Origin of the sequence: Flavobacterium limi, assembly GCF_010645075.1 — a bacterium.
GTDB classification, from domain to species: Bacteria; Bacteroidota; Bacteroidia; order Flavobacteriales; family Flavobacteriaceae; genus Flavobacterium; species Flavobacterium limi.
The window spans coordinates 13,958-38,639 of record NZ_JAADZV010000012.1; the positions used below are offsets into that span (position 1 = coordinate 13,958).

The 24,682-nt window shown below is 34.1% G+C and carries 26 protein-coding genes; 9 read left to right on the forward strand and 17 right to left on the reverse strand.

Annotated elements, in window-relative coordinates:
* Positions 1-29: 29 nt before the first annotated feature.
* The 3 genes from GXM16_RS19825 to GXM16_RS19835 all read left to right on the forward strand — a co-directional run bounded on the left by GXM16_RS19825 (position 30) and on the right by GXM16_RS19835 (position 2,283).
* A complete protein-coding gene (locus tag GXM16_RS19825; protein ID WP_163396234.1) occupies positions 30-1,004 on the forward strand; it encodes a DUF4837 family protein in 975 nt (324 codons plus the stop codon).
* 49 nt (positions 1,005-1,053) lie between these two features.
* Positions 1,054-1,695 carry a DUF1579 domain-containing protein gene (locus tag GXM16_RS19830; RefSeq protein ID WP_163396235.1) on the forward strand — a complete coding sequence of 214 codons (642 nt, stop codon included), beginning with the start codon at positions 1,054-1,056 and terminating at the stop codon, positions 1,693-1,695.
* 141 nt (positions 1,696-1,836) lie between these two features.
* The gene (locus GXM16_RS19835; protein WP_163396236.1) at positions 1,837-2,283 is read left to right on the forward strand and encodes a GNAT family N-acetyltransferase; all 447 of its coding nucleotides are present in this window, start codon (positions 1,837-1,839) and stop codon (positions 2,281-2,283) included.
* Here the strand turns inward: GXM16_RS19835 and GXM16_RS19840 are convergent.
* The 3 genes from GXM16_RS19840 to rnpA form a co-directional block, all read right to left on the reverse strand.
* Complete coding sequence (locus GXM16_RS19840; protein WP_163396237.1) at positions 2,280-3,083, reverse strand: OmpA family protein; 804 nt, start codon at positions 3,081-3,083, stop codon at positions 2,280-2,282. The two genes, GXM16_RS19835 and GXM16_RS19840, sit on opposite strands and share 4 nt — an antisense overlap.
* A gap of 4 nt (positions 3,084-3,087) precedes the next feature.
* On the reverse strand, positions 3,088-4,725 hold the full coding sequence (locus GXM16_RS19845) for a S41 family peptidase (RefSeq protein WP_163396238.1): 1,638 nt from the start codon (positions 4,723-4,725) through the stop codon (positions 3,088-3,090).
* 110 nt (positions 4,726-4,835) lie between these two features.
* Complete coding sequence (gene rnpA / locus GXM16_RS19850) at positions 4,836-5,240, reverse strand: ribonuclease P protein component (RefSeq protein ID WP_163396239.1); 405 nt, start codon at positions 5,238-5,240, stop codon at positions 4,836-4,838.
* A gap of 125 nt (positions 5,241-5,365) precedes the next feature.
* Here rnpA and GXM16_RS19855 point away from each other — a divergent pair, with 125 nt between their 5' ends.
* The 3 genes from GXM16_RS19855 (at position 5,366) to GXM16_RS19865 (ending at position 8,016) form a co-directional block, all read left to right on the forward strand.
* Positions 5,366-6,112 carry a lysophospholipid acyltransferase family protein gene (locus GXM16_RS19855; RefSeq protein ID WP_163396240.1) on the forward strand — a complete coding sequence of 249 codons (747 nt, stop codon included), beginning with the start codon at positions 5,366-5,368 and terminating at the stop codon, positions 6,110-6,112.
* Positions 6,113-6,147: 35 nt separating this feature from the next.
* A complete protein-coding gene (locus tag GXM16_RS19860; protein WP_163396241.1) occupies positions 6,148-7,149 on the forward strand; it encodes an acyl-ACP desaturase in 1,002 nt (333 codons plus the stop codon).
* Between the two features lie 213 nt (positions 7,150-7,362).
* The gene (locus GXM16_RS19865) at positions 7,363-8,016 is read left to right on the forward strand and encodes an HD domain-containing protein (protein WP_163396242.1); all 654 of its coding nucleotides are present in this window, start codon (positions 7,363-7,365) and stop codon (positions 8,014-8,016) included.
* A 105-nt stretch (positions 8,017-8,121) separates the two neighbouring features.
* Here the strand turns inward: GXM16_RS19865 and GXM16_RS19870 are convergent, their stop codons facing one another.
* The 4 genes from GXM16_RS19870 to GXM16_RS19885 all read right to left on the reverse strand — a co-directional run bounded on the left by GXM16_RS19870 (position 8,122) and on the right by GXM16_RS19885 (position 11,358).
* On the reverse strand, positions 8,122-8,244 hold the full coding sequence (locus GXM16_RS19870) for a FeoB-associated Cys-rich membrane protein (protein WP_163396243.1): 123 nt from the start codon (positions 8,242-8,244) through the stop codon (positions 8,122-8,124).
* Positions 8,245-8,248: 4 nt separating this feature from the next.
* The gene (gene feoB / locus GXM16_RS19875; RefSeq protein ID WP_163396244.1) at positions 8,249-10,348 is read right to left on the reverse strand and encodes a ferrous iron transport protein B; all 2,100 of its coding nucleotides are present in this window, start codon (positions 10,346-10,348) and stop codon (positions 8,249-8,251) included.
* Entirely contained in the window at positions 10,348-10,587 is a 240-nt protein-coding gene (locus GXM16_RS19880; protein WP_025572482.1) for a FeoA family protein, read from the reverse strand. The genes feoB and GXM16_RS19880 overlap by 1 nt, the downstream gene beginning before the upstream one ends.
* Positions 10,588-10,692: 105 nt before the next feature.
* The gene (locus GXM16_RS19885) at positions 10,693-11,358 is read right to left on the reverse strand and encodes an SCO family protein (RefSeq protein ID WP_163396245.1); all 666 of its coding nucleotides are present in this window, start codon (positions 11,356-11,358) and stop codon (positions 10,693-10,695) included.
* A gap of 196 nt (positions 11,359-11,554) precedes the next feature.
* On the opposite strand from GXM16_RS19885, the gene GXM16_RS19890 reads away from it, so the two are divergent.
* Entirely contained in the window at positions 11,555-13,615 is a 2,061-nt protein-coding gene (locus tag GXM16_RS19890) for a M13 family metallopeptidase (RefSeq protein WP_163396246.1), read from the forward strand.
* Between the two features lie 47 nt (positions 13,616-13,662).
* Here the strand turns inward: GXM16_RS19890 and GXM16_RS19895 are convergent, their stop codons facing one another.
* Positions 13,663-14,061 carry a c-type cytochrome gene (locus GXM16_RS19895; RefSeq protein ID WP_163396247.1) on the reverse strand — a complete coding sequence of 133 codons (399 nt, stop codon included), beginning with the start codon at positions 14,059-14,061 and terminating at the stop codon, positions 13,663-13,665.
* Between the two features lie 2 nt (positions 14,062-14,063).
* The gene (gene hemB / locus GXM16_RS19900) at positions 14,064-15,056 is read right to left on the reverse strand and encodes a porphobilinogen synthase (RefSeq protein ID WP_163396248.1); all 993 of its coding nucleotides are present in this window, start codon (positions 15,054-15,056) and stop codon (positions 14,064-14,066) included.
* A gap of 225 nt (positions 15,057-15,281) precedes the next feature.
* On the opposite strand from hemB, the gene GXM16_RS19905 reads away from it, so the two are divergent.
* A complete protein-coding gene (locus GXM16_RS19905) occupies positions 15,282-15,914 on the forward strand; it encodes a hypothetical protein (protein WP_163396249.1) in 633 nt (210 codons plus the stop codon).
* Positions 15,915-15,930: 16 nt separating this feature from the next.
* The gene (locus GXM16_RS19910; RefSeq protein WP_163396250.1) at positions 15,931-17,700 is read left to right on the forward strand and encodes a hypothetical protein; all 1,770 of its coding nucleotides are present in this window, start codon (positions 15,931-15,933) and stop codon (positions 17,698-17,700) included.
* A 64-nt stretch (positions 17,701-17,764) separates the two neighbouring features.
* Here the strand turns inward: GXM16_RS19910 and hemF are convergent, their stop codons facing one another.
* The 8 genes from hemF to hemC all read right to left on the reverse strand — a co-directional run bounded on the left by hemF (position 17,765) and on the right by hemC (position 24,660).
* Positions 17,765-18,667, reverse strand: coding sequence for an oxygen-dependent coproporphyrinogen oxidase (gene hemF, locus GXM16_RS19915; RefSeq protein WP_163396251.1), 903 nt, complete (start codon positions 18,665-18,667; stop codon positions 17,765-17,767).
* Positions 18,668-18,683: 16 nt separating this feature from the next.
* A complete protein-coding gene (locus tag GXM16_RS19920) occupies positions 18,684-20,549 on the reverse strand; it encodes a hypothetical protein (protein ID WP_163396252.1) in 1,866 nt (621 codons plus the stop codon).
* Between the two features lie 37 nt (positions 20,550-20,586).
* Positions 20,587-20,820, reverse strand: coding sequence for a GNAT family N-acetyltransferase (locus GXM16_RS19925; RefSeq protein ID WP_163396253.1), 234 nt, complete (start codon positions 20,818-20,820; stop codon positions 20,587-20,589).
* Between the two features lies 1 nt (position 20,821).
* Positions 20,822-21,199, reverse strand: a complete 378-nt coding sequence (locus GXM16_RS19930; RefSeq protein ID WP_163396254.1) for a hypothetical protein — start codon at positions 21,197-21,199, stop codon at positions 20,822-20,824.
* Between the two features lie 106 nt (positions 21,200-21,305).
* A complete protein-coding gene (locus GXM16_RS19935; RefSeq protein WP_163396255.1) occupies positions 21,306-21,857 on the reverse strand; it encodes a transposase in 552 nt (183 codons plus the stop codon).
* Positions 21,858-21,996: 139 nt separating this feature from the next.
* Positions 21,997-23,022, reverse strand: a complete 1,026-nt coding sequence (gene hemE / locus GXM16_RS19940; protein WP_163396256.1) for a uroporphyrinogen decarboxylase — start codon at positions 23,020-23,022, stop codon at positions 21,997-21,999.
* Between the two features lie 49 nt (positions 23,023-23,071).
* Entirely contained in the window at positions 23,072-23,737 is a 666-nt protein-coding gene (locus tag GXM16_RS19945) for a uroporphyrinogen-III synthase (RefSeq protein ID WP_163396257.1), read from the reverse strand.
* Positions 23,737-24,660, reverse strand: a complete 924-nt coding sequence (hemC, locus tag GXM16_RS19950) for a hydroxymethylbilane synthase (protein ID WP_163396258.1) — start codon at positions 24,658-24,660, stop codon at positions 23,737-23,739. Before hemC ends, GXM16_RS19945 begins: the two co-directional genes overlap by 1 nt.
* Positions 24,661-24,682 lie beyond the last annotated feature (22 nt).

Sequence of the window (24,682 nt, forward strand, 5' to 3'; positions counted from 1 at the left end):
TTTGGGTTTTATTTCATAAAATGATAAAAATGAATAAAACCCATTTTTTATTTCTGCTACTTTCAGTCTTACTGGTTTCCTGTTTTCAAAAAAACGAGAATCAGGCACAGCCAAAACCAGGTAAAACCAATACAATCTCTATTATAATTGATGATCAGTTGTGGTATGGCGAAGTAGGTGACAGCATTCGGAATAAGTTTGCTTCACCTGTTTTAGGCCTTACACAAGAAGAACCTTTGTTTACTATCAATCAATATCCCGCAAAATTGCTGGAAGGTTTTGTAACTGATAGCAGAAGTATTATTGTAGTTAAAAAGTCGACTACAGACAAATTTGAGGTTAAAACAAATGTAAAATCATTGCCGTACAATACGTTTCGAATTTATGGTAAATCAATTGAAGAGATAATCTGCAGTATCGAAATGAATTCAGCCGAAATCATTAAAGCGATTCGGGAAACAGAAATTAAGAAGATACAGCAGGAAAACAGTAGATCACTTTTGAATCCTGCCGTTATCAAAAATAAATTTCATATTAATCTGCAAATCCCGACAGCATATGAATACATGCTGCACAAGAAAAATTTCATCTGGCTTAAAAAAGAAATAATTAGTGGAAACACTAGCTTGCTTATTTATCAGGTTCCCTTAAAAAAACTCACCAAAAATTCAAATATAGTAGGCAATATTATCAAAATGCGTGACTCTGTAGGACATTACATAAAAGGTCGCGAACCCGGTACACAAATGATTACAGGCGAAGATTATGCACCCTATTTTTCAATTACTACATTAAACGGAAAAAAAACATTTGAAACCAAAGGAACCTGGGAACTAAAAAACGATTTTATGACAGGGCCTTTTATCAACTATGCGATAATTGATGAAGCTTATAACCGAATTCTGGTCATAGAAGGTTTTTGTTATTCACCATCAAATCAGGAACGGGATTTAATGTTAGAATTAGAAGCCATCATTAAATCAGTCAGAATAGATAACAGATAATATTTATTTTTCGTACTTTTGGTTGTAACGAACATTTAATCAATTAATTATGAAAAATTTATTTATAACATTATTAATGTTAGTTCTATATTTTTCTTCCTGTAAAAAAGAAGTAAAAGCAGAGATAGAAAACACTAATCCTGCTGATAGTATAAAAACACAAGATTCAATAGCTGAAACACCTCTAGATTCTACAGCACAGATGAAAGCGTGGATGGATTATGCTACACCAGGCTCTCCACATAAAATGATGGCTGATGAAACCGGAACCTGGAATTGTGATATGACATTCTGGCAAGAAGAAGGTGGTAAACCGGAAAAAGCAACTTCTACGGCAAATATTAAAATGATTCTTGGAGGACGTTATCAGGAAGCTAATTATCAGGGAACCATGATGGGACAGCCATTTGAAGGAAAATCAACATTGGCCTACAATAATGCAAGCAAAGAATATACGACTACTTTTATTGATAACATGGGTACTGGTATGATGATTGCTTCAGGTAAATATGATGATAAGACTAATAGCATGGAACTTAAAGGTGACATGGTAAATCCGGTAAACGGAAAAAAAACACCATATCGTGAAGTCTACACTATTGTGGATGCAACTACCCGTAAAATGGAAATGTACGATACAAAAAATGGTAAGGAATATAAAAGCATGGAAATCATTATGAAGAAGAAATAGTCTGAACTCTTACTTAAAAAGAAAAATTTCCCGATTGCGTGATGTAATCGGGATTTTTTTGAAATAGAATATTCTTTATGTTTTAGTTTTTAAATTAATTTTGCCCTCTCAAATTACAATAAATAGTAAAATAATACGCAAATGGAATTAAAATGGAAAATAAAGCCTTTTGAGGCATTAACTGTTGATGAGCTATATGATTTGCTAAAACTAAGAAGTGAAATCTTTGTCGTGGAGCAAAATTGCGTTTATTTGGATATTGATGGTAAAGACAAGAAAGCTTTGCACTTAATAGGTGAATATGATGGTAAAATCGTTGCTTATGTCAGATTATTTGATGCCGGAATTAGTTATGATAACGCTTCAATAGGAAGAGTGGTTGTTAATGCCAATTATCGAGACAGAAAGTGGGGGCATGATTTAATGCGTGAAGCTATTGCAGCGATAAAATCTAATTTTGGAAAAGATAAAATTACAATTGGAGCACAGTTATACCTGAAGAAATTCTACGAAAGCCACGGATTTATACAAACCAGTGAAATGTATCTGGAAGATGATATTCCGCATATTGAAATGCAACTCAATTAAATCTTAGTAATTTTAAACTCAACCCTCCTGTCTAATTCATCTCCTTTTTTAAGCGGATATTTGTTTCCACAGCCCTGATAGGTCATACGGCTTTTGGATATTTTTTTAGATGATAAATAGAAAAATACGGTTTTGGCACGGTTCCAGGAAAGCCTTCTTTCGTTATTTTCGCGGTCTATGCCATCTGTGTAAACTTCGGGTGTACAACAGACATGGCCTCTGATTTCAAACTGAATGCTTTTTCTGGATTGCAGAATGGTGACAATTTTATCTAATTCTTTTTTAGAAGTTGTTGTTAATTTTGAACTTCCAAGATCAAACAATATGTTTTCCAGTAAAATTTTATCGCCTACTTTTAATTCATTTTTCAGGGAGTTATGAATTCCTTTTCCAAAACTGTTTTTTTTAACAGCAATGAGGTCGACTCTGCGGTTTTTAGATCTTGTTTCGTATAAATTTTGTACGGTATCGGTCTTGATTATGACTCGGCCTTTTCCTTCCAGAATAATTATTTTACTTTTATTAAAACCATTTGCAACTAATATTTCCTGAACGGTATTGACACGGTCATAGGATAAACGGTAATTATATTCGTCATTGCCACGGTCATCACAATAGCCGTAAACTTGTATGGATTCTATTTTTGTTGTGTCTAAATTTTTTACAAAATCGGTAATAACTTTGGTTTGCTGATTGGTAAGAATGTATTTGTCAAAATCAAAATAAATGGTTTCGATGGGTTTTTGCTGCGCCGATAAATTGTAAATAAATAACAGAAATAAGGCTCTACAAAGTTTCATTTTTTTACATCTTTAAAATCGTTTTGTACTCAGTTTGATTGTTTAAGACGGCTACCGCTTTTTTAATTTCTGAATTGTTTTTAATGTAATATTGATATAATCCTTCCTGATATTGGTATCTTTTGATGAGTTCCTCCAGAATCAGGTTTTTAATTTCTTTTTGATTTTTGTCCAATAATGTAGTTTCACTTTTTTCAAGCGCATTTAATAACTGCTTATATTCTATGACTATTGCTTCGTCAATTTGTTCGTTTTTGGCAGCAGCCAAAGTGTTTTTAAGCGCCAGTTCGGTTTCTGTATCAAATGTAAATTTATTGGTTTTTAAATATTGTTTGAAAGCGATATAATCTGCATCTGTGATAGTTGGGATTTTATCACCTAAATTCGGGTTTTTGTAATAATAGGTTGTCGCATAATCAAAAATTCCGTCATTTTTCAATAAAGCATTTGTAATCGGACTCATTTTAGCTTCATCAAGTTCAATATCCGGCAAAACTCCACCGCCATCATACACCGTTCTTCCTTTTCTGGTTTTAAAAGCATTAAAGTTTTTAGAATCGGTTTTTTGGGCTACTCCGTTTTTGTCCTTATGTGCATAATCCAATGCCTGAATACAACGTCCGGAAGGAGTATAGTAACGGGAAATGGTCACTTTTAGCTGTGTTCCATAAGTTAATTCGACTGTACGTTGTACCAAACCTTTTCCAAAGCTGCGGCTTCCTAAAATCACCGCACGATCCAGGTCCTGCAAAGCCCCCGAAACAATTTCAGATGCCGAAGCACTTTTTCCGTTTACTAAAATGGCAAGCGGAATCTGGGTATCAATTGGTTCTTTGGTCGTTTTGTAAGTATTATTGTGTTTTTCAATTCGGGATTTTGTTGTTACAATCACCTCATTTTTGGGAACAAATAAATTACAGATATCAATAGCTTCATTTAATAATCCGCCCGGATTTCCTCTTAAGTCCAATACAATCTGTGTAGCGCCGTCACTTTTAAGTTTTTCAAGGGCTTCTTTTACTTCAAAAGCTGCTTTTCTGCTAAAATGTGCCAAAACTATATAGCCTGTTTTATCATCAATTTTTCCATAAAATGGAACAGACTTAATATCCACTTCGTCCAGAACCAAATCTGTAGTATATGTTTTTCCCTGACGAAGGTATTTTATTTTGATCTTGGTATTTTTCGTTCCTTTTAATAATTGCGAGGCATCATCTTTAAAATCGGCAATCAAAACATCCCCAATCTGAATAATTTCGTCCCCTGCTTTTAATCCCGCTTTATCTGCCGGATAGTTTTTGTACGGTTCGCGAACAATTAAGCGATCTTTTTTACGTGCAATCATAGCGCCAATTCCGGTATATTCACCAGTATTGTTAATTTTAAAATTAACCACATCCTGTTCATTAAAATAAACCGTATAAGGATCTAAACTTCCCAGCATGCTTTTAATCCCTTTGTCCATCAGGTCACCCGGATTGGTTTCATCGACATAATTGGTATTAACGGCTTTAAATAAGGTCGTGAAAATTTCTATTTGCTTGGCAATTTCAAAAAAGTCTTCTTTGAAACTGGTTCCAATAAATAAAAATCCTGCGGCAGCGGCTGGTATGATGAATTTCTTTTTGAAATAAGGGTACATAATTGTGAATTAAATTATAGTGTACTAAAATAAGAATAAAAACATTAATTAAGGAGACTTGTATGAATGATTCTAAGCAGCTCTATTCAAAGATGTTGATGGCAAGTTTTTTATAATTCTGGTTTTTTATCCAAATCCTGAATTTTATTAATCTGCTGCAGAAATTTCTCAAACAACTGAACTGTTTTTTTATTGATTTCTTCGTAAGATAACTTGTCTTTCGTCTGATAGAAAAACATCAATGAATAAGGTTCTTGAATATTCTCTAAAAGCAAATGTTTGTTCAGTCGGTAAGTTTCCCTTAAAACCCGTTTAAAGTAATTGCGATCTACAGCTTTCTTGAAATATTTTTTAGAAACCGATACTCCAATTTTAATTTTTTCTTCTGAATTTTCTCCTGCTTCACGATAAACCAAACGCAACGGGTATTTAGAAACCGATTTACCCTCGGAAAACAGTAATCCAATTGTTGTTTTGCTCTTTAAGCGTTCATTTTTAGGGTAAGTGAAGTTCATTTAATTCAGAAAAAATTTGCAATTCCAGAGACAAAGGTACAATTAAACCATAAAAGCGCTTATTGTTTTCAAATTTTATACCGCTAAAAATATATTTACTACTTTTGGCGTTTAATTTTTTAAGCATGCAAAAGATAATTTCATATCCAATCTCCGTAATTTATTATTTATGTTTTGGATTGTGTTTAGTGGTTTTTCACCCGATACAATGGATTTGCCTTAATCTTTTTGGTTATCAGGCTCATAAAAAAAGTGTAGACTATTTAAATTTCAGTCTTTTAAGATGTACCAATCTTGTAGGTACAACTTATAAAGTTACTGGTGTAGATACAATTCCTAAAGAAGCTCCGATTATTTTTGTAGCTAATCATCAAAGCATGTATGATATCGTAGCAATGATTTGGTACTTTAGACGTTTTCATTGTAAATTTGTAAGTAAGAAAGAGTTAGGAAGCGGAATTCCGAGTGTTTCTTATAACCTGAAACACGGAGGTTCAGTGCTAATTGACCGTAAAGACCCTAAACAAGCGATTCCTGTAATCAAAGGCTTGTCTGAATATATCGAAAGAAACACCAGATCTGCTGTTATTTTTCCCGAAGGAACAAGAAGCAAAACAGGTAAGCCAAAAGAATTTGCGCAAAGCGGTTTAAAAATTTTATGTAAATATGCGCCTTCTGCGTATGTAGTACCGGTGAGTATCAATAATTCATGGAAAATGGTCAGATATGGTTTTTTTCCGGTTGGATTAGGAAATCATTTAACTTTTACTGTTCACAAGGCTATGGCGGTAAAAGATTATAAATTTGAAGAATTGATGGAGATTACTGAAAAATCAGTAAAAGAAGGAGTTAATGAGTATAAACAGATTTAAGTTTTGAATAGCTTAAATCCAAATTTAATAAAGTAATGTCTATAAAAAACATTAGATTAGAAGTAATGCAGTTTTTGGAGAAAAACGTGGAAAGCTTCGTTGAACAGTATTTAATTCCGGTTGAAAAAATTTGGCAGCCAACAGATTTTCTGCCTAATTCTCAGGGAGAAAATTTCTTTGAAGAGGTAAAGGAGCTGCGTGAAATTGCCAAAGAGCTTCCATATGATTTCTGGGTAACACTTGTTGGTGACACAATCACTGAAGAAGCCCTTCCAACTTATGAATCGTGGCTTATGGATGTAGAGGGTGTCGATCAGGTTGATCAGGTTGAAAATGGCGGCAATGGATGGGCCAGATGGGTAAAGCAATGGACCGGGGAAGAAAACCGTCATGGAGATTTATTAAATAAATATCTGTATCTGTCTGGTCGTGTGAACATGCGTGAAATCGAAATGACAACACAGCATTTGATCAACGATGGATTTGACATCGGAACAGGAAGAGACCCTTATAAAAACTTTGTATACACGAGTTTTCAGGAGTTAGCCACTTATGTTTCGCACAATAGGGTATCTCAAATAGCGAAGAGCTTTGGCGATAAAAAGTTATCTAAGATGTGTAAAATGATTGCCGGTGACGAAATGCGTCATCATCATGCTTACAGTGAGTTTGTGAATCGTATTTTTCAGGTCGATCCAAGCGAAATGATGCTTGCTTTTCAATACATGATGAAACAAAAAATCGTAATGCCTGCACATTTCTTAAGGGAGTCAGGACAAAAGATAAGCACAGCTTTCGAGCAATTTTCTGATTCTGCTCAGCGTATTGGAGTTTATACAGCAACCGATTATGTTGAAATCCTGCAGAAATTAATTGATAAGTGGGAAATTGACAAGATTTCTAATTTGACAGATGAAGCCGAAAAAGCCCGTGAGTATTTAATGAAATTGCCAGCTCGTATGGCAAGAATCTCTGAGCGAATTGTAATTCCAAAAGAATCTCATATTTTCAAATGGGTTGAACCGGCGAGATTATAATTTAAGATTAAAAACATATTTGGCAAGTGCAATTTTGTTGCATTTAACAAATAAGCTATAAAAAGGTGTTGATTGTTGAGATTTTTAAATCTTTGACAGTCAACATTTTTTTAATATTTCGGGGTCAATTTTTAAATAAAAACTAAAAAAGGATTCAACCAAAAATCCTTTTTTAGCACTAATAAGAAAGTATAAAGTTAAGCTTAAAATACTATGAATAATTCAGCTCTAATACATAAAACAATCCAATTTGTAAAAGAAAAACTTCATGATGCAGAAGGTGGGCATGACTGGTTTCATATTGAACGGGTATATAAAAATGCACTTTTGATTTCCGGAAATGCAGACTGCGATTTAACTGTAGTTCAGTTAGGGGCCTTGCTTCATGATATTGCCGACAGCAAATTTCATAATGGTGATGAAACTATTGGTCCTAAAACGGCACATTTGTTTTTAGAATCAGAAAATGTTTCAGAGGATATTATTCAGCATGTTGTGAATATCATCGAAAATATCTCGTATAAAGGCGGAAATTTTGAAAAAAAGTTTTCTTCTCTGGAATTGGATATTGTACAGGATGCGGATCGTTTAGATGCTATGGGTGCAATTGGTATAGCAAGGGCGTTTAATTATGGTGGATTTAAAAACAGGGCTTTGTATGATCCTGAAATTGAACCTGTAACAAATATGTCTAAAGAAGAATACAAGAAGAATAATGCACCGACGATAAATCATTTTTACGAAAAGCTTTTACTTTTAAAAGATAAAATGAATACGGAAACCGGAAAGCAAATTGCTGCCGAAAGACATCGTTTTATGGAAAGTTTCTTAGCACAGTTTTATGCGGAATGGGAGGGGATTAAATAGTTTTATCACAAAGACACACGAAGAAAAAGCACAACGATTCGCAAAGTTTTTTAAAATTACTTTGCGGATCATTGTGCTTATTTGGTGAATCTCTGTGGAATAAAATCAACTACACCCACAATTTCCATCGCCACAATCTTTTTTCTTTTTAGATTTCCAAAAAAACTTTCTAATCAAAAAGACAATAGCAAGAAATAATATGATAAAAGCAATAATTTCTTGTATCATAGTTTTATTTTAAAAATTGATACGCTATAAGAGCCGTAATATAAGCAAGACCTGTCATAAAGAAAAGCTGCATTGCCGGCCATTTCCATGAGTTGGTTTCTTTTTTAGTGATAGCCAATGTACTAGCACACTGCATGGCAAAGGCGTAAAAAAGCAATAATGAAATTCCGCTGGCAAAATTGAATATTTTTTCACCAGTTTCCGGGTTCACTTCTTTTTGCATTTTGCTTTTAATCGTTGATTGGTTATCACTGTCTCCAACACTGTAAATCGTAGCCAGTGTTCCTACCAGTACCTCACGGGCAGCAAATGAACTGATAATCGCAATTCCGATTTTCCAGTCATAACCTAAAGGTGAGATTACCGGCTCAATAGCTTTACCCATGATTCCAATATAGGAATTCTCGATTTTTTGAGAAGCTACTTCATTTTCGAACTGTACTTCGTTTAAAGTTGTATTTGCAAATCTTTCTTTTACGATAGCTTCCGCATCGTTAAAATCTTTTCCAGGTCCGTATGAGGCTAAAAACCATAAAATAATGGATATTGCCAGGATGATCTTACCCGCGCCAACAATAAAAGCTTTTGTTTTCTCTACTACATTAATCCCAACATTCTTGAAAAGTGGTAATTTATAACTTGGCATTTCAACTACGAAATAGGTTTTGGATTCAATTTTCAAAATCTTATTTAAAATATATGCAGATAAGATTGCAGTTACAAATCCGAGCAAATACAACAGCATTAAAGTTAATCCCTGAAGGTTTAAAATTCCCAAAACTCGTTGTTTAGGAATTACCAATGAAATCATAATGGCATAAACGGGTAATCTGGCTGAGCACGTTGTAAACGGAGTTACCAAAATGGTGATTAAACGCTCTTTCCAGTTTTCGATATTTCGGGTGGCCATAATTGCGGGAATTGCACAGGCTGTTCCAGAAATCAATGGTACAACACTTTTTCCTGAAAGCCCGAATTTGCGCATGATTTTATCCATCAGAAAAACTACACGGCTCATATATCCGCTTTCCTCCAAAATAGAAATAAACAGAAACAAAAAAGCAATCTGAGGAATAAAAATAATAACTCCGCCAATTCCGGGAATTATTCCCTGTGAAAGCAAATCGGTTAAAATACCGCTTGGGAGTTCTTCAGCAACCCAGCTGCTTAAAGAAGCAAAAGTGCTGTCAATAAAATCCATTGGAATGGTGGACCAGCTAAAAATAGATTGGAATATCAGAAATAAAATAGCAAAGAAAATAGCGTAACCCCAAACTTTATGGGTCAATACACGATCCAGTTTTGCTCTGATGTCTTTTGCCATCGAAGCATCTACTTTTAAACCTTCTTTTAAAACATCGTTTATAAACTGATATCTTTTAATAGTTTCTTTTTGCTGCAGGCGTTTTAATTCTGAATGTGATTTGGTAAATGTGCTTCGGACTTCATTTCGGTCCAGATGAGAAAAGTTGACATCTTGTGTAATGACCAGCCACAATTTATACATCAGCTGGTTCGGAAATGCATGCTGTAATTTTTCAAAGTATTCAGGATCAATTACTGAAGCATTTAAACAAGGTTCATGTGTAATCGTTTTATAAGAAACAATCAATTCTTTTAATGCTTCAATTCCTAAACCTTTGCGTGAACTCACCAACGCAATTTTGGTTTTTAGTTTTTCTTCTAAATACGGAATATCTAAAGTAATTCCTTTACTTTCCATACGATCAGACATGTTAATGACTAAGATTGTTGGAATTTCAAGGTCTTTTATTTGAGTATAAATCAGTAAATTTCTTTTCAGATTTTCTACATCAGTTACAACAACTGCAACATCAGGATATAATTTGTCGTTTTTGTTCAGTAAAAGTTCAATCACCACACTTTCATCCATTGAACTGGCATTCAGACTATATGTTCCCGGTAAATCCAGGATGTTGGCTTTGATGTTGTGTGGCAGTTTGCAAAATCCAATTTTTTTCTCAACAGTAATTCCGGGATAATTTCCAACCTGCTGATTTAAGCCCGTAAGCTGATTAAAAACTGAGGTTTTTCCCGTATTTGGATTCCCGATAAGGGCAACATTGATATTCTGAACGCTCATTATAAATTGTTTTTGATAAGTTCAACTTCAATTTCACGAGCGGTTTCAACACGAATCGCAACATGCGAACCGTTGATGTCCAGATATAAAGGATCTCCAAAAGGAGCAATTTGAAGTAATTCAACTAAGCTGCCCGGCAAACAACCCATCTCTAATAATTTTAAAGGAATCAAATCGATATCAAAATCTTTGATAATGGCTTTCTCGCCTTTTTTCAGGGTGTGGATCGTATTTTGCAAGCTTATTTAGATTGAATTTAGATTGCAAAAGTAGGCAATTATTCTTTATTTCAAGGCATTTAATGCTTTTGAATATGCTAAATCTTTCTAAAAATAAGGTTTTTTTTATTCTTTGCTTAAGAAATTAATGTCTTCCAAAAGTCGTTTCATGTCTTCCTTATCGGTTCCGTCATAAAATCCGCGAACGCGTCTTTTTTGATCGACTAAAACAAAATTCTCTGTATGAACCATATCATAAAGCTGATCAGGCCTACCCAATTTTACTGCCAGATACGATTTCCTGGCCATGGTATAAATTTCTTTTTTATCGCCGGTAACCAAATTCCACTTACTGTCGACAACCCCATATTTTATGGCATAAGCTTTTAAAACAGATACACTGTCAACCTCAGGAAAAACAGTATGAGAAAGTAATAATACTTTCGGATTGTTTAAAACTGCTTTTTGAACATCAACAAGATTGGTAGACATTTTTGGGCAGATAGAACCACAGGTTGTAAAGAAAAAGTCAGCAACATAAATTTTTCCTTCATAATTTTTTTGGGTAATGGTGTCACCGTTTTGGTTTACGAATGAAAAATCAGCAATCGTATGATATTTGCTTTTATACTGAACCGTGCTGTCAACCAATTCCGGATTTACATCGGCCGGATTGTAAATTGGTAGTGTTTTTTGTGGTTTCAAAGCAAAGTAAAATAAGGTTATAGTAATTACCGAAAATACACCTAAGACAATGAAAAATTTTCGGTATTTATAAAGAAGCGATTTCATAAAAATAATTTGGTGCAAAAATACGAAAAGAGCTTTTTAAAATGTTTGGTTATGCTTTTTTTTTAACATCAAATGAATAAGATATCCGGGTAAATTAATTGAAAAACAATCTTTAATAAATTATTAGTTGAATTTTTAACATAGGGATTCGGATATTAGCAATATGTTTGCCGAAACTCTAAAAAGTTAAATATAAATGAAAAAAGTGCTTACTACACCGATGTTTTATGCTTTTTCTGCAATGCTTTCGTTTGCAGTTGCAGAAGCTCAAAACACTACACCAAAAGAACCCGGAATTAATGTTTCTTTTATGAAAAAAGAAATTAGTCCCAAAGAAGATTTCTTTCAGTATGTAAACGGAACATGGCTGGATCGTACAGAAATCCCGAGTGACCGGAATGCCTGGGGAAGCTTTAATGAATTGCGTCAGAGAACCGATGAAAATTCGTTGGCAATCCTTAAAGAAGCTTCTAAGAATCCAAAGTATAAATCAAATACAGATCAGGGAAAGGCGATTGCTTTGTTTAATACAATCTTAGATACTGTTGGAAGAAACAAACGAGGAATTAAACCGCTTGAACCTTATCTGAAGAAAATCAGCGCTATAAAAAATGTAACTGACCTGCAAAATTATCTTATCGAAATGCAGTCTCAGGGCGGAGCTGGATTTTTTGGGGTTCATGTTGGAGCGGATGCCAAAAACAGCAATAAAAATTCGGTAACACTGAATCCAGGTGCTTTAGGATTATCCGATAAGGATTATTACAATTCTGATGATAAAGATTCTAAAGAAAAGCGTGAAAAATATGAACTGCATGTTGCAAGAATGCTGCAGTTTATTGGCGAATCTCCAGCTAAATCAAAAGAAAGTGCCCAAAAAATCCTGGCTTTGGAAATCGAAATGTCTGCACCAAGACTGGACCGTGTTGAAAGAAGAGACCGCAGAAAACAATATAACCCAACAGCTGTTGCTGATCTGAAAAAGAATACACCTTCAATTCAATGGGATAAATATTTTGCCGGAATAGGAATGGCAAAATTAGATACTGTTAACGTAGCGCAGCCCCGTTATATGATTGCATTAGAAAAAACTTTTACAGATAAAAAAGTAGAGACATGGAAAGAGTACCTTAAATGGTCTGTATTAAACAGAGCAGCTTCAACTTTGAGTACTGATATTGAAAATGCAAATTTTGATTTCTACGGAAAAACATTAACAGGAGCTTTAAAACAGCGTCCACGTGAGGAAGTCGCTTTACAAGTGATTAACGGTGCAATGGGTGAAGCTTTAGGGAAATTGTATGTTGAGAAATTATTCCCGGCTGAAGCAAAAGAAAAAGCAAAGAATATGATTGCAAATGTAATTCTGGCATATGAAAACAGAATTAATGCTTTGCCCTGGATGTCTGTACAAACTAAAACCAAAGCAATTGAAAAATTAAAAAAGCTTTCGATTAAAATTGGATATCCTGATAAATGGAAAGACTATTCTGCTTTAGAACTTAAAAATGTTAATGAAGGTGGGACTTATTTTGACAACATGAAGAATGTATCAAAATGGGCTTATTCAGAAAGTCTGGCAAAATTAGGGAAACCGGTCGATAAAACAGAATGGGGAATGTCGCCTCAGACTGTAAATGCATATTTCAATCCGTCATATAACGAAATTGTGTTTCCTGCAGCTATTTTACAGCCGCCATTTTATAACTATCAGGCAGATGAGGCTGTTAACTATGGTGGAATAGGAGCAGTTATCGGTCATGAAATCTCGCACGGTTTTGATGATTCTGGTGCCCGTTTTAATGCTGATGGAAATTTAGTTGACTGGTGGACAGCTGAAGATTTGAAACAATTTACGGCTTTAGGAACTGCACTTGCCGATCAATATAGTGCTTTGGAGCCTTTGCCTGGAATTCATGTAGATGGTAAATTTACATTGGGAGAAAATATTGGTGATTTAGGCGGAATCAATGCTGCTTATGACGGTCTGCAATTGTATTTGAAAGCCAATGGAAATCCGGGCTTAATTGACGGATTTACACCTGAACAGCGTTTCTTTATTTCCTGGGCTACAGTTTGGAGAACTAAATCAAGAGATGAAGCTATCAAGAGTCAGGTGAAAACCGACCCGCATTCTCCTGGAATGTACAGAGCTGTTGTTCCTATTCAGAATGTTGATGCTTTTTATGATGCTTTCGATATCAAAAAAGGAGATAAAATGTATGTTGAACCGGAAAAGAGGGTTAAAATCTGGTAGATGAATAAATAAAAACGGGTGCTAATTTAGGCGCCCGTTTTATTATATTATTTTAAATGACTGTAAATGTAACTTTCAATTGCTTTTAACTCTTTATCAGACATAGCTTGCGTAACGGGAAAATTAGTTTTCATTACAGCAAACTGATCTGGATCTACAATTGGTTCTCCATTTCCTTTTAGAAAGGTGATCATGTCAGCTTTTTTGTCTTTGTAGATTTTAGCGATTTCCTTTATGCTCGGACCAATTACTTTCTGATCCGGCTGATGGCAGGATGTGCAATTTCCTTTTCCTTCAAAAATTTCTTTCCCTAAAGCTTCAGGGGTTTTAGTCTGAGCAGTTTCTCCTTCAGAATAAGTTTCTGTTGGTTTTCCAAATGGTTTCTGACTTTCTTTTTTACAAGATATAATTGTTAAAGCGGCTAATAAAAATATAGTTTTTTTCATGATTATTTATTTAAAATAACAGCTGCTTCTTTTGCAAAATAAGTGGATATAATATTGGCACCCGCACGCTTAATGCAATAAAGTTGCTCTATCATAATTTTGTCGTGATCCAGCCACCCTCTTTCAGCTGCGGCCTTTACCATAGCGTACTCACCAGATACCTGATAAACTGCAACAGGTACATGAACGGCGTTTTTTACTTCACGAACAATGTCCAAATACGCCATTCCGGGTTTTACCATTACGATATCTGCACCTTCTTCAACGTCTAATAATGCTTCACGGATTCCTTCAATTCTGTTAGCATAATCCATTTGATAAGTCTTCTTATCCTTTGGTATATTTTGAGAATCCACAGGAGCAGAATCTAAAGCATCACGAAACGGTCCGTAAAATGCTGAAGCATATTTAGCACTATAGCTCATGATTCCAACATTATGATGTCCGTTTTCTTCCAAAGCTTTTCTGATCGCTAAAACTCTTCCATCCATCATGTCGCTTGGTGCTACAAAATCGGCTCCGGCTTCGGCATGGCTTAAACTCATTTGCGTCAAAGCATCAACTGTTGCATCATTAATCAACTGACCATTTTCTATAATTCCATCGTGGCCATAAATAGAATAAGGATCTAATGCAACATCCGGCATTACAATCATTTCAGGAACAGCATCTTTAATAGCTCTGATGGTTTGCTGCATCAATCCGTCTTTGTTCCACGCTTCAACCCCTTTATTATCTTTTAGATGATCGCTTACTTTTACATAAATGTTCACCGCTTTGATCCCCAGATCCCAGGCTTCTTTAACTTCTTTGATGGTGTTATCCAATGAATGACGATAAATTCCGGGCATTGACGGAATGGCGACTTTTACATCTTTTCCTTCTGCAACAAACATCGGAAGCATAAAATCATTTGGACTTAAAGTAGTTTCACGAACTAAAGAACGAATCGACTCATTAGTTCTTAAACGGCGGTTTCTTTGTAGTGGGAACATAGGTGTTTTTTATAAATTCTAAAAAGAATATTCTCTTTAAAAAGAGCTTTAAATTCATTCTAAAACTGAAATTAAAATAAGTGCGGCAAAGTTACAGAAAAATCGATTAAATAATGAGCCGGCAAGTAGTTAGAATTCGTTAATATTATCTAAATTCGTATTGCTTTTTTAAATTTCTATTAAGAATCTTCTTATGGAATGTTTTTCAAAATCTAAATTTCCCAAATGAAGAAAATATTTGCTTTATGCTGTTGTCTGATTCTTACAAGTTGTTTTGAAATAACTGAAAGAATCAAACATCATGACGACCAAAGTGGCGAGTATACGCTGATGGTTGACTTTTCACAATCGTGGTTAAAAACCAAATCGGCTATCTGGCTGGAAGAAGTGGATGGAGTTAAAATCCCGAATGAAAAGGAAATCACACAAAAACTGGAAGAATTTAAATCTAAAGTTTCAAAAATAGAAGGAATTTCAAATGTCACTACAAAAACCGATTTTGACAGGTATGTATTTATCATCAAATTAGATTATAAAACTCTAAAAGCATTAAATGAAGTCGTAAATACTTTAAATAAGCAAAAAAATCAGATTCATTTTACTGGGGATTCCAGGAGTTTTGAAAGAATCGCATCCTATCCTATTCCCGAAAAATTAGTGAAAGATGAAAAGAAAAAAGCAGATCTTGAAAAAGCCAGCATTGTTTCTATTTACACTTTTGACCGTGATATTTCAGCAACATCCAATACAAGCAGCAAAATTTCTAAAAACAAAAAGACCGTTTTTTTAAAACAAAGCATGTATAGTGTTCTTAAAAAATCATCACTGATGAACAATACAATTCAATTAAATCAATAATTATTTATATTTCCCCATGAAACAATTTTTTACGTTATTAATCTTATTGACTCTAAGTTTTAGTTACAGTCAGGAACTTTCGAAAAAGCAGGATTATTTTATTCAGTTTAATGGAAGTCAGCTTTCTAAAAAAGTAAGTGTGGCTGAGGTTCTAAATCATTCTCTATTGAAAAATGGCAAAATGAAACTGGACGTTAATCAATATGCAGATCTCATTAAACTGGACCAGAAAATAACAGTTCACGGAAATTATTCAGACAGTATACCGTATTATCAGGTTACAATTCCGATAAAAAGCAGAAATGATATTAAAACTTTTTTGACTCAGAAGAATAAAGAAAGTGATTCGATTGCGAAACCGCTTATTGAAGATTTCGGACAGTATTCTGTATATAATTCCGGTGATAAAAAAACGACTATGGCGTGGAATGACAGCTATTTGGTAATTTTTGGATTAACTAAAAGATATTCTTATAATGATTATACTATACCGCCACCACCTGTTGTAGATTCAGTAGCGGTAGAAGCTACAGATGTTGTTATTGATGTACCCGTTGAATCTTCTGTAGACACAACTTATGCAGATTATTCCGATAATTATTATGGCAATTACCAAAAAGAACAGACTGCTTTTGACAGCATTCAGGCCATCAGTCAGAACAGGTTTATAAAATTACTTTTCGAAAATGGTTTTGCTGTCCCGACTTCAGATAAGGTGCATGAAACCGCCGACATTTCATGCTGGGTTGATTATGGGGCAGCATTGAGCGGTTTTAATTCGGCTTACATGGCATTGGCACAATTTACAACGTATAATAAATTTTTTCCGAACCAGAAAAACTGGGGAAATTTTGTAAAGGGTATTAATGTTGATTTTTATTTTGATAATGATAATGCGCGTGTCGAGGAAATCGTTGAATACTCAAAACCAATTGCTGATATAGTGGGTAAAATCAGCAACCGAAAAGTCAATAAAAACATCTTTAATTATTTTCCTGCCCAAAAGCCACTCGGTTATCTGACGTATCATTTTAATACGAAGGAAATGCTGAATAGTTTTCCAACTTTGACTGCTGAGGTTTTCAATAATCCATACATCCTGAAAGAAGATATTGGTGTAGCAACTGATCTTATTTCGACCATTATTGATGAAAAAGCTACAGCAACGCTTTTCGACGGAGATTTAAGTATGTTTCTTTATGATGTGGCAGAAAGAGAAGTTACTACAAAAACGTATGAGTACGATGAGAATTTTGAGTCCAAAGAAGTGGTAAAAACGGTTAAAAAAGCTGTGCCGTTATTTTCAGTAATTTTTACTTCAACACACCCAACTTTTGGAGATAAACTAATCCAATTAGGCGTTCGTAAAAAAGGACTGACTCAAAAAGGAAATTACTATGAAATAAAAGGAACTCAGGAGTTTGGTAATTTGTTTATTTTTAAAGATAAAGATGTGTTGATTATTGGAAACAGCATTGATCATGTTTTTCCGAAAGACAATTCCTTTTCAAAAGAAGTTAAAAAAGAGCTGAAACAAAACTATTTTGCTGCCCAGGTAAGCATGGATAAATTAGTAACAGCCTATTCTAATTCAGGCGAAGCAAAACCCTCTGATGTAAAAAGCCTGAATCGACTGGCTCAACAGTTCACTGATGTTACCTTATATTCCGGCAAAAAACTGGTAGATAACAAGCTGAAATTCGAGCTAAAGCTAAACTCATCCAAGGGAGATAAAAATATCATTTTACAGACCATAGATATGATTGAAGAATTAAGTACTAAATAATCTAAAAGAGAAAGCCCTAAAATTGATGTTTTTAGGGCTTTTTTATGTTTTCTTCTAAAGTGAATTAAATCCAGTCTACAGGATTTTCCAGTACTCTTATCAGTTTTTCTTCTTCGCTTCCCGCTTCCGGATGGTGATCGTAAACCCATTGTACGTGCGGAGGCAAACTCATTAAAATACTTTCGATTCTTCCGTTGGTTTTTAAACCGAATAATGTGCCTTTGTCGTGAACCAAATTGAATTCAACATAACGGCCACGGCGGATTTCCTGCCAGGTTCTGTTTTCAGGAGTGTAAGGAAGGTTTTTTCTTCTTTCGACAATCGGAACATAAGCTTCAAGGAAACTGTTTCCAACTTCAGTTACGAAATCATACCAGTTTTCCATAGACATTTGCTCATTTGCTTTGCAATAATCAAAGAATAAACCGCCGAGTCCTCGGGCTTCGTTTCTGTGCGTATTCCAAAAATACGAATCACATTGTTTTTTATATTTCGGATAAAACTCAGGATTGTGTTTATCGCAAGCCGTTTTACACGTTTGATGAAAGTGTTTTGCATCTTCTTCAAACAAATAATATGGCGTTAAATCCTGTCCGCCGCCAAACCATTGCTGGATTACATTTCCAGCTTCATCGTACATTTCAAAATAACGCCAGTTGGCATGAACCGTTGGTGCCATTGGGTTTTTTGGATGCAAAACCAAACTCAGGCCACAGGCAAAGAAATCAGCTTCGCCAACACCAAACATCTTTTGCATCGTTTCCGGAAGTTTGCCATGAACAGCCGAAATATTGACACCGCCTTTTTCAAAAACTGCTCCGTTTTCAATAACGCGTGTTCTTCCGCCGCCGCCTTCCGGGCGTTTCCATAAATCTTCACGGAATTTTGCAGTTCCGTCAACGGCTTCTAATCCGGCTACAATTTTATCTTGTAAGTTTTGTATGTATGCGTAAAATTTATCTTTCATATTGATTGTATTCTTCCTATTCTTTGAAATTATATTTATTTAATATCTCTTTTGCCATAATTGGATTTCCAAAAATAAAATAAGGTGAGCTTTTTTCATTAAAAAGATTAACTTCTAAAAATCTATTTGAGCTTCCTGTTTTTTGTAATAGTATTTCTGAGATGTTATTAAATATTAATTGTGAGTCATTAGTGTTGGCATTTATTTTTGCAAGACACACTATATCATCGAAAAATATAAAGCAGTTTAACTCAAATTTATCGCTTTCAAGAGAAGCATAACTTAAACTTTTTTTAATATACTTATAATCGATAAAAAAACTCATGTTATTTAACTCATTGTGTGATTGCGCTTTTAAGGTATTGAGTTTATCTCTGGCATAACTTGGTTCTTCTGTACCAAAATTAAGAAAATCCCTATCAGTAAAGACTTTGTAACCTTTACTTTCTAAGTCTGTTCTCGCTAAATCGCATAATTTTTGAACTCTTTTAGGAAGCGTTAAACTATCCATGTTGTGATAATAAAATGGTGTCATCCAGTTATTTGGCATTCCTTTTCTCCAATTTTCTCTGCCAGTTAATCGGGCAAGTATATTGTCTTTTCTATTACCATTGTATACTTCTATTAATTTTTGTTTATAAGAGTTGTCTTTGATTGCCTTATTTACAATTCTATCAAAGTCTTTCTTTTCTAATGGATTAAAAATGCCTTCTATGCCAAATCTTAAGCAATCCGACCACTCATTTACAGACTGCATACTTGGAAGTGGTTTTTCAATTTTAGCAAAAATTTCCACAAATTTTTGGTCATTATTTTCGGTCAATAATCCTTTAAGGAATAATTCATTTACTGTATAGTTGTAAAATTTACAATCATTCAAAAGGGCATCAAAAGTTTCTTTCTTTTGGTCAACGCCTAATTTCCAATTTAAAAACTTAAAAGTTAGATTGTCTTTAAATCCTACTGCTTTTAAATCTTCAATTATTGGAAGAACTGCTACATCACCAGTTGATAATAAAAAGGAGATAAGATCAAATTGATTATTATAGTCCATTGAACCTCCAGGAATCCAGTTTGGCGCTCCATAATGAGGTTGAATTAATGACGAATCAACAGGAAACTTTTTCAGCAATGCAGCACAATAGGTAATCAGTTTTCTTCTGGTTGCCCCATCAATGTTTTTATTATTAAAATAACTTTCATTTAATGAATAGGCAAGATAATTTTTTTTGAAGATTTCTACAGATGTATACTTTTTATTATTCAATAAGGAATTAAAAAAATAATCAATAACATCTCCATAATTGGCATATTTAAGTGCACGAAACAATTGAATTTCATTTCTTGACTGGCCCGATAATAATATTTCTTTTATTGGTTGTTCATACCCTTCAATTTGCATTGCAGACAACATCTGTGCAGTTTGACTCTCTAATTCAGGGTTTTTCAAACATTTGAAAAATAAGGATTTTAATTCTAAATTGATTATTTTTCTTCTATTTGGTTCGATTGTTCCAATATAGATATTATTGAAAACAATATCTGAAAATAAACTTTTAATGGAATCGTTATTGCCCTCATTTATAATAGAAATAATTTCTTTTTCGGCTGTTTTGTCATCGTAATTAAATCGTTCAGCAACTGACTTTTTTTTCAGACTGTCAGAAATTCTGCTTTCTTTAATTTTTTCTTTTGAACTTGAATACCTTTTAATTAAATCAACCCATTTTTTGTCTTCAATAACCAATACTTTTGGGTTTTTCTTTAAAATATTTTGTTCTTTGATAAAGCCAGCTATAGATATACTATCTTTTTTTAAAGAACCTTGAGCATAATTTTTGAAACTAAAAACGAGACATAAAAAAAAGAATAATTTTCTCATAGGTTTTATAGATTTAGAGGTAGATTTAGTTTTATAACTATTTATATTCTGATTTCAATAATCCAAAATAAACCGAATTCTGCAATTCGCCATCACAATTTCTAAATTCGTCTCGTAAAATTCCTTCTTGTTTAAAATTATGTTTTAATGCAATTCGCTGACTCGCCAAATTAACATCAGAAGTACAAATGAAAACCTCATTCATCAGTTTAAAAAACTCTTCAGGAAGAATAGCTTCAATTCTGTCTGTTTTCCAATTTGTAAAACTCATTTTATTGGTTTTTTAGTGAAGCAATCCTAGTATTTATTCCAAAAGAAAAAACGTCGTTTTTCTGTTGAATATATTGATAAAGAGTCAAAGCTTTTTCCTGAAAGTTATATTCTTCAGTTTTAGAGAACTCCAAAAGAAAATCGGCAAACTGCTCTAAATGATCAAAATCCAAATGACAGCGGACTAATAAATTAATCAGTTCTTCATTTGAATATTGAGTTAAATCTTCGATGTTTAAACCAAAGTCTTTTAGTTGATTTTCGATATCTTCTTTTTGAATATTGCTCAAAGGATAAGGCACAAAAACAAGAGTCCGTAACGTTTTTAAAACATTATCGATTCTGATTTTTTCTTCGTCTCGTAAACCTTTATTGAGCATGATTTCTTTTTTTCTCCTGCAAGGTTTTCAAAACCTTGTAGGTGTCCTTATGTGTTTTCGAATGAGACCTACAAGATTTTGAAAACCTTGCAGGACTAGACAGTGACTACTCAAAAGTATATGTTTCGTTTAAAATATCATTCTTTTGATTGTGGCAAAAAATGAAATTCTCTAAATCTTCAAACAAATTTAAAATCTCATTCTTTTCTATTTTAGTCTCTTTGTCAGATAAATATGTCTGATATGATGAAAATTTGAAACTTTTGAAATCTAAATCAAAATGATGTTTCGGATTCAAATGAACGTAAATAATCAATTGTTTGAGATAAGTTTCGTCTTTTAGTTTTATTCTCTTAAAATGTTTCTCAAATAAACTTCCGGTTCTGTTAATCTGTTTATTGAATGCTTTTGCATACGAATTAAACAAGTTTGAAAATGCCTGAGTAACTTCTTTTTCTTCTGAATTTAGGCGAATGATCAAATGAAAATGATTATTCATCAGACAATAAGCAAAAATTGAAATTTTATCAGTTGAATACTTTGCTAATTGTTTTAAGAAATAAAGTTTATTGGCGTCATTTTCAAAAATAGTTGTTCCGTTAATGCCTCGATTATAAATATGATAATAACAATCTTTCTCTAAAACTTCTAATTTCATGTTGTTATTCGTTTTTGAATTCTGCAAGTTTTAAACCTCGTAGATATTCTTCATATTTTGTTGCTATTCGAATCTTTGCATATACCTACAAGGTTTTGGAAACCTTGCAGGAAGTCACACAGAATACTCCTCAACTATATCATTGCCCGTACTCCTTCACAGCATCAATAAATGCCTTAGCATGATCAACAGGAATATTTGGTAAAATTCCGTGGCCTAAATTTACGATGTATTTATCTTTTCCGAATTCATCAATCATTTCATGAACCATTTTTTTGATGGTTGGAATTGGCGAAAGCAATCTTGACGGATCAAAATTTCCTTGTAAGGTAACATTTCCGCCAGACAGGTAACGAGCATTTCGTGCAGAACAAGTCCAATCCACTCCTAATGCAGAAGCTTTACTTTTACCCATTTCATTCAAAGCAAACCAACATCCTTTTCCGAAAACAATTACCGGCGTAACCTCAGCCAGAGCGTCAACGATCTGGTTGATGTATTTCCATGAAAATTCCTGATAATCAACTGGAGAAAGCATTCCGCCCCAGGAATCAAAAATCTGAACGGCATTTACACCCGATTTTACTTTTTCTTTTAAATATAAAATAGTCGTATCAGTGATTTTTTGCAATAAAGTATGCGCTGCAACCGGATTTGAAAAACAGAATCCTTTTGCAGTATCAAAACTCTTAGAACCTTTTCCTTCAACAGCATAGCAAAAAATCGTCCATGGTGAACCTGCGAAACCGATTAAAGGTACCTCATCATTCAGCATTTCTTTGGTTAATTTAACTGCATCAAAAACATATCCTAAAGTTTCATTTACATCCGGAACAAAAACCTGATTTACCTGTTCCATCGTACGAATCGGATCTGGAATTATCGGACCTAAGTTATCTTTTAATTCTACGTGAATTCCCATTGCTCTTGGAACAACCAAAATATCCGAGAATAAAATAGCAGCATCCGGAGCAATACGGCGAATCGGCTGAACCGTAATTTCTGCAGCTAATTCAGGGGTTTCACAACGGGTAAAGAAATCATATTTATCACGAAGTTCTCTGAATTCCGGTAAATATCTTCCTGCCTGGCGCATCATCCATACCGGTGGGCGTTGAACTGTTTCTCCTTTTAATGCTTTTAAAAATAGGTCGTTTTTTAACATGTTTTTTATTTTAGTGCAAAGTCTCAAAGTGACAGAGTTGCAAAGGTTTTTATTTGTATTCGTGAATTACATCTTCGATTACATCTTCAATTGTAGGCTGATCTGCAATGATGATGTTTTTGGTGATTTTTGACAGCGCTTCTGCGGTGGTATCGCCGATACAGAAACAGATTTGTTTTTGGATTTTGTTGTCTTTCAGATAACTTTTAACTCCAGACGGACTAAAAAACAAGATCGCTTCCGGATTTGCTTTTATTTTTTGAGGCTGTAACGTAGTTTCGTAAACCTGAATTTCATTGAATTTGATGGCGCTTTCTTTCAAAGCTTCTGGTAAAGTATCTCGTCTTAAATTACCGCTGAAAAAAGTATAGCTTTCATTTGAATAAATCAGAGTGATGATTTCTGCCAAATCCGCAGCGTAACCTGTGTACGCAATAACATTGAATCCATTATCTGTCAATAATGTTTTGGTTTTAAGTCCAACGCAGTACACGTTTTTCTTTTTCAGTTCATCTGATTTAGGATGAGATAAAACGCTGTGAACCGCATTTTGGCTTGTAAAAATCAGGCTTTCGTTGAGGTCTTTTAGTTCAAAAGGTTTATTTTCTGTTTTGATGAAATCGGCTTCGATTACTTCAATACCATATTTCATCAGCTCTTGCTTATGAAGAGATGGTAATATTTTGGTAGATACTATTTGAACCGGATTTGCCATTATTTTTTCAGGGATTCTTTGATTTTCTGCATCAATTCGGTTCCGCCATTATTTAAAATTTCCTGGGCTGATTTGAAACCTAGTTTTTTCCATTCTGAAATGTCAACCGTTTTGTTGATTTCCAGTTTTTGTTTTCCGTCAATAGAAAGTAAAACGCCTTGAAAGTGTAAAGTGTCTTCGTCTTCGTTATAGGTAACCAAAGCTCCAATTGGTGCTGTACATCCGCCTTCAAGCGTTCTCAAAAACTGACGTTCGATATGCGTACAGATTTCAGTTTCGATATCATTTAACTGAGAAAGAGCATCTAAAGTATAATTGTCATTTTCCATTGCCACAACCAGCATTGCTCCTTGTGCCGGCGCCGGAATCATCCAGTCTAAATCGATGCAATTTTCTGGTTTTAAGTTGATTCTTTCCAAACCAGCCGCAGCAAAAACAGCTCCGTCCCAGTTGTTTTCCTGCAATTTCTGCATACGTGTGTTTACGTTTCCGCGCAAATCTACAACCGTGTGATTTGGATATTTATTGAACCATTGCGCCTGACGACGTAAACTTCCTGTTGCAATAGTACTTGGATTAGAAAAATCAGGATTTCCTTTGTGAACTAAAATGTCCAGAACATTCGCCCTTTCGAGAACCGCTGCCTGAACAATTCCTTTTGGTAAAGCCGTTGGTACATCTTTCATAGAATGCACAGCAATATCAATATCACCGTTGATCATCGCAATGTCTAAAGTTTTAGTAAAGATTCCGGTAATTCCGAGTTCGTAGAGTGGTTTGTCGAGAATAATGTCTCCTTGAGATTTTACGGCGATAATTGTTGTTTGATAACCTAAATCGTTTAGCTTTTTTTCTACGGTATGAGCCTGCCAAAGTGCGAGCTCACTATCGCGGGTTCCTATTCTGATAACTTTTTGAGCCATATTTTTTTGGATCCTTAAAAGT

What these genes read in the sequence shown, in the direction of transcription:
- GXM16_RS19825 (WP_163396234.1), top strand. Translation starts at nt 30, where the DNA reads ATGAATAAAACCCATTTTTTATTTCTGCTACTTTCAGTCTTACTGGTT.
- GXM16_RS19830 (WP_163396235.1), top strand. Translation starts at nt 1,054, where the DNA reads ATGAAAAATTTATTTATAACATTATTAATGTTAGTTCTATATTTTTCT.
- GXM16_RS19835 (WP_163396236.1), top strand. Translation starts at nt 1,837, where the DNA reads ATGGAATTAAAATGGAAAATAAAGCCTTTTGAGGCATTAACTGTTGAT.
- GXM16_RS19840 (WP_163396237.1), bottom strand. Translation starts at nt 3,083, where the DNA reads ATGAAACTTTGTAGAGCCTTATTTCTGTTATTTATTTACAATTTATCG.
- GXM16_RS19845 (WP_163396238.1), bottom strand. Translation starts at nt 4,725, where the DNA reads ATGTACCCTTATTTCAAAAAGAAATTCATCATACCAGCCGCTGCCGCA.
- rnpA (WP_163396239.1), bottom strand. Translation starts at nt 5,240, where the DNA reads ATGAACTTCACTTACCCTAAAAATGAACGCTTAAAGAGCAAAACAACA.
- GXM16_RS19855 (WP_163396240.1), top strand. Translation starts at nt 5,366, where the DNA reads ATGCAAAAGATAATTTCATATCCAATCTCCGTAATTTATTATTTATGT.
- GXM16_RS19860 (WP_163396241.1), top strand. Translation starts at nt 6,148, where the DNA reads ATGTCTATAAAAAACATTAGATTAGAAGTAATGCAGTTTTTGGAGAAA.
- GXM16_RS19865 (WP_163396242.1), top strand. Translation starts at nt 7,363, where the DNA reads ATGAATAATTCAGCTCTAATACATAAAACAATCCAATTTGTAAAAGAA.
- GXM16_RS19870 (WP_163396243.1), bottom strand. Translation starts at nt 8,244, where the DNA reads ATGATACAAGAAATTATTGCTTTTATCATATTATTTCTTGCTATTGTC.
- feoB (WP_163396244.1), bottom strand. Translation starts at nt 10,348, where the DNA reads ATGAGCGTTCAGAATATCAATGTTGCCCTTATCGGGAATCCAAATACG.
- GXM16_RS19885 (WP_163396245.1), bottom strand. Translation starts at nt 11,358, where the DNA reads ATGAAATCGCTTCTTTATAAATACCGAAAATTTTTCATTGTCTTAGGT.
- GXM16_RS19890 (WP_163396246.1), top strand. Translation starts at nt 11,555, where the DNA reads ATGAAAAAAGTGCTTACTACACCGATGTTTTATGCTTTTTCTGCAATG.
- GXM16_RS19895 (WP_163396247.1), bottom strand. Translation starts at nt 14,061, where the DNA reads ATGAAAAAAACTATATTTTTATTAGCCGCTTTAACAATTATATCTTGT.
- hemB (WP_163396248.1), bottom strand. Translation starts at nt 15,056, where the DNA reads ATGTTCCCACTACAAAGAAACCGCCGTTTAAGAACTAATGAGTCGATT.
- GXM16_RS19905 (WP_163396249.1), top strand. Translation starts at nt 15,282, where the DNA reads ATGAAGAAAATATTTGCTTTATGCTGTTGTCTGATTCTTACAAGTTGT.
- GXM16_RS19910 (WP_163396250.1), top strand. Translation starts at nt 15,931, where the DNA reads ATGAAACAATTTTTTACGTTATTAATCTTATTGACTCTAAGTTTTAGT.
- hemF (WP_163396251.1), bottom strand. Translation starts at nt 18,667, where the DNA reads ATGAAAGATAAATTTTACGCATACATACAAAACTTACAAGATAAAATT.
- GXM16_RS19920 (WP_163396252.1), bottom strand. Translation starts at nt 20,549, where the DNA reads ATGAGAAAATTATTCTTTTTTTTATGTCTCGTTTTTAGTTTCAAAAAT.
- GXM16_RS19925 (WP_163396253.1), bottom strand. Translation starts at nt 20,820, where the DNA reads ATGAGTTTTACAAATTGGAAAACAGACAGAATTGAAGCTATTCTTCCT.
- GXM16_RS19930 (WP_163396254.1), bottom strand. Translation starts at nt 21,199, where the DNA reads ATGCTCAATAAAGGTTTACGAGACGAAGAAAAAATCAGAATCGATAAT.
- GXM16_RS19935 (WP_163396255.1), bottom strand. Translation starts at nt 21,857, where the DNA reads ATGAAATTAGAAGTTTTAGAGAAAGATTGTTATTATCATATTTATAAT.
- hemE (WP_163396256.1), bottom strand. Translation starts at nt 23,022, where the DNA reads ATGTTAAAAAACGACCTATTTTTAAAAGCATTAAAAGGAGAAACAGTT.
- GXM16_RS19945 (WP_163396257.1), bottom strand. Translation starts at nt 23,737, where the DNA reads ATGGCAAATCCGGTTCAAATAGTATCTACCAAAATATTACCATCTCTT.
- hemC (WP_163396258.1), bottom strand. Translation starts at nt 24,660, where the DNA reads ATGGCTCAAAAAGTTATCAGAATAGGAACCCGCGATAGTGAGCTCGCA.